General features: G+C 71.9%; 4 protein-coding genes. 2 read left to right on the top strand and 2 right to left on the bottom strand.

All coding sequences use genetic code 11. From position 1 onward, the window contains the following. Nucleotides 1-111 precede the first annotated feature (111 nt). Both AC5LUJ_RS23965 and AC5LUJ_RS23960 read right to left on the bottom strand, forming a co-directional pair. On the bottom strand, nucleotides 112-822 hold the full coding sequence (locus AC5LUJ_RS23965) for a Fic family protein (RefSeq protein WP_250285378.1): 711 nt from the start codon (nucleotides 820-822) through the stop codon (nucleotides 112-114). Then, complete coding sequence (locus tag AC5LUJ_RS23960) at nucleotides 819-1,040, bottom strand: AbrB/MazE/SpoVT family DNA-binding domain-containing protein (protein WP_250285377.1); 222 nt, start codon at nucleotides 1,038-1,040, stop codon at nucleotides 819-821. The genes AC5LUJ_RS23965 and AC5LUJ_RS23960 overlap by 4 nt, the downstream gene beginning before the upstream one ends. A gap of 337 nt (nucleotides 1,041-1,377) precedes the next feature. Between AC5LUJ_RS23960 and AC5LUJ_RS23955 the strand changes: the two genes are divergently transcribed. After that, nucleotides 1,378-2,370 carry a tyrosine-type recombinase/integrase gene (locus AC5LUJ_RS23955; protein ID WP_250285376.1) on the top strand — a complete coding sequence of 331 codons (993 nt, stop codon included), beginning with the start codon at nucleotides 1,378-1,380 and terminating at the stop codon, nucleotides 2,368-2,370. Between the two features lie 392 nt (nucleotides 2,371-2,762). Then, nucleotides 2,763-3,128, top strand: a complete 366-nt coding sequence (locus tag AC5LUJ_RS23950) for a hypothetical protein (RefSeq protein ID WP_250285375.1) — start codon at nucleotides 2,763-2,765, stop codon at nucleotides 3,126-3,128. Nucleotides 3,129-3,407 lie beyond the last annotated feature (279 nt).

Here is a 3,407-nt window from a genome sequence, read left to right as displayed (position 1 = left end):
GGGGCAGCCGTAGGTGGAAAACGTCGCCCACACAGCGGAAAGCACCTATTGGCTCCAGCCAGACTTTTGTGATCAGTTACGAGCGTGGCCAGTGGCGCCGGCCGTGAGCGGCTACGTCGCGGCGCGGCGGTTCGCCTCGTCGGCGAGTGAGACCGCCAGCAGGCGGGTCAGGGCGGGCGTGTCCTGGGTGTCGAGCATGGCGATGTACGCGGGCCGCTGGGTGACCTGGACGATGGCGGGGAACCCGAACCTGCGGATGGTCTGGTAGGCGATGATCGCGCGGCCGACGCGGCCGTTGCCGTCGGAGAACGGGTGGATGCGTTCGAATGCGATGTGCGCACCGGCGATCGCCTCCAGCAGGGCCTCGTTGTCGAGGTTGACGGTCTGCCACTCGGCCTGGTCGGCCCACTGGAGCGTGAGCTCTCGGACGCGTGAGGGTGGCGCGGGCCGCCAGGACGCCCCGGTGACAATGTTGCTGGAGGTCTTGTACCGGCCGTGGTCGTGAGCCAGATGGTCCATCAGCGCGGCGTGCAGGTCCAGGACAAGGCCGGTGGTCAGCGGTTCGTCGTCGGCGACGGCCCGCAGGATCCGGGCGAGCGCCTGGTAGTGGTTGGCGGCCTCGTACAGCTCGCGCACCGGCGTGCCGGCCACGGGCACACGTTCGTCGACCAGCAGGGTGATGGTGTCGGCCAGGGTGAGGGTGTTGCCCTCGATCGCCGCGGAGTGGTGCGCCAGGCGCACCAGCACGTCCTCGGCGTACTCCGGCGACAGGACCTCGGCGCGGGCGACCTCGGCCAGGAACTCCTGCCGGGTCCAGGTCACGACCGGGTCCGGGCCGCGTTGATCACAGCCATCAGCTCGGGCAGCGACGCGTCCTCGTACCGGCTCACGGCGCGGACCTCGAGTACGCCGGCCCGGACGGTCACCTCGACCGTGTCTCCGGGACCGATGCCCAGAGCGTGCAACTCGGCCGGGCTGATCGTGATGCCCGCCGAGTTCCCGATCGTGACGACCTTCTTGCGCATACGAACAGGGTACATCTCAGTACGAACCCTCTGTGGCGATGGCGGCCGAAGCCCGGCCGGCCCGGCACCTGTCGACTGAGCGTTCCGCTGTCCTCGACGGCCGTAGGTGGAAACCGTCATCGGCACAGCGGAAACCACCTACGCCTCCTCCGGCGGCGGGGCCGTCAGGGGTCACCGTGCCTGGTCCGGGACAGCTGCGTGGCTCCGCCGGCAGGCCCACCTCTGTTCAGTATCGTTTTGTTTTATGTTTCGTATAGTTACGAAACTTTGGATACGAAACTATAGACATCCTGACGCGCGATAAGCTTTACTTCTCGGGCGTCAGCGGGATGGGGAAGAGGAGGGCCGGGGAGTGGGCGGCGACGGTGCGGAAGTTGCGATTCGCCGGGATGACGATGGCACGCTGCTGTCGTCCGACCTGGTCGAGCGGGTGGCCGACTATGCCCGGGCGGCCAGGGCCGACTCGACGTGGCGCGCCTACGACACGGACCTGCGGCACTTCGCCGCCTGGTGCGCCGAACGCTCCCCGCACCTGGTGGCGCTGCCGGCGCTGCCGGCGACCGTGGCCGGCTACCTGACGGCGCTGGCCGACGCCGGCTACAGACCGGCCACCATCCGCCGCCGGCTGGCCGCCATCTCCGTGGCCCACCAGCTCGGCCGCCATCCCAACCCGGCCGCCTCCCCCGAGGTCGCGACCGTCTGGGACGGCATCCGCCGCGTCCACGGCACCGCGGTGACGCGCAAGAACGCGCTGGAGACCGGCCTGCTCACCCGGGTGCTCGCCGAGCTGGACGACTCCCGGCCCGCCGACCTGCGCGACCGGGCGCTGCTGCTGGTCGGTTTCGCCGGCTGCCTGCGCCGCGGCGAGCTCGTCGCGCTGGACGTCGCCGACATCGCCGAGACACCGGACGGGGTCGTGCTGACCATCCGCAGGTCCAAGACCGACCAGGAGCGGGCCGGGGCGCTGGTCGGCCTCACCTTCGGCTCCTACCGGCCGACCTGCCCGGTCCGCTCCTGGATCGCCTGGCGGCAGGCCGCGGGCCTGACCGACGGGCCCGCCTTCCGCTCGGTCAGCCGCCACGGCGGGGTGGGCGCGGGCCGGCTGCACCCGGGCTCGGTCGCCCGCATCGTCCAGCGCCGGGCCGCCGCGGCGGGCCTGTCCCCGGAGGACTTCGGCGGGCATTCCCTGCGGTCCGGGTTCGCCACGGCCGCCGCCCGCGCCGGCGTGCCCGACCGGGCGATCATGCGGCAGGGGCGCTGGCGGTCGTCGGCATCCCTGGACAGCTATGTACGCGCCGGCCGCCTGTTCGACCGCGACAACCCCTCGGGCCGGGTCGGCCTGTAGCGGGCGGCGGCCGCGGCGTCCGGGCCGTTACCGCCGGGGCTGGCCCGCGGGCCCCTCGGGCCGGGCGGGCCCGAGCTCCACCGCCGGCGCGCGGCCGCCGGGCCGTGACCGGTCTGACCGGTCTGGCCGGTCTGGCCGGTCTGTCGTGCCGGTCACTCTGTGCTCGGGATCTGTGTGCGTTCCGGTTGACGGACCGATAATGGATCCTGCTGGCCGGCTCCCGTCCGCAGTCAGTCAGACCCGCACGGTCAGGTGGATCCGGAAGATGGCGGAACGGCCCGTGTGCTCGACATCACCACTCGGCCTGTGCTATCTGACCTGCATGGCAGCCTGCGACGTCCAGGCCCGCCGCCCCGTCCACGCAGGCGATTCCGGAGGTAGCAGCCCATCCCATGGCCGAACACACCCCTCGCCGCAACATCGAGACCTGGGCGCACGAGCTGCCCGCCAGTTTCATCGAGTGCCGCACCATGGGACACCGCTGGGAACCCCACAGCGCGGTCTGGGACAAACAGGCCCGAGCCTACCATGTCATCCACGAATGTGACCGCTGCCACACCCAGCGCAAGGCCTGGTGGAGCCGCAACGGTGAGATCACCGCCGCGGGCTACAGCTACCCCGAGGGCTACCTGACCAAGGACGTCGGCTACATCGGCGCCGACGGCCGCGGCGTGCTGCGCACCGAGTACCTCGCCCGCGTCTTCGCCGCGGCCGCCGCCCGCGGCGCCGGCAACGGCAACGCCCCGCGGGCCTCCTGAGGACACCCGGCACACGTGATATTCACCGGCTCCCGGAACACCTGGACCCCGCGGGCCTCCTGAGGACGACCGGCACCCGAGACAGCCCGGACGGCTGGCAGGCCCCGCTCCAGAACGCGGACGGAACCCACCCGGCCGGGACGGATACCGGCCCCGCCCTGGCCAGGACGAGCGGGCTTTCCGGGGGGACCGGCGGCCGGGGGGCCCGGTTGCCGGCGGGCGGCCGGTCAGTGGATACGCCGGTCAGTTGGCGCAGATGCCGGCCAGGGCGGGCAGGAC

Source organism: Protofrankia sp. CiP1_Cm_nod3, assembly GCF_982290655.1.
The sequence above is the reverse complement of the archived record's forward strand: the minus strand, read 5'-3'. Positions and strand labels throughout refer to the sequence as shown.

Bases quoted from the DNA above. Each gene is read 5' to 3' on its own strand.
- AC5LUJ_RS23960 (WP_250285377.1), bottom strand. From the start codon at position 1,040: ATGTACCCTGTTCGTATGCGCAAGAAGGTCGTCACGATCGGGAACTCG.
- AC5LUJ_RS23950 (WP_250285375.1), top strand. From the start codon at position 2,763: ATGGCCGAACACACCCCTCGCCGCAACATCGAGACCTGGGCGCACGAG.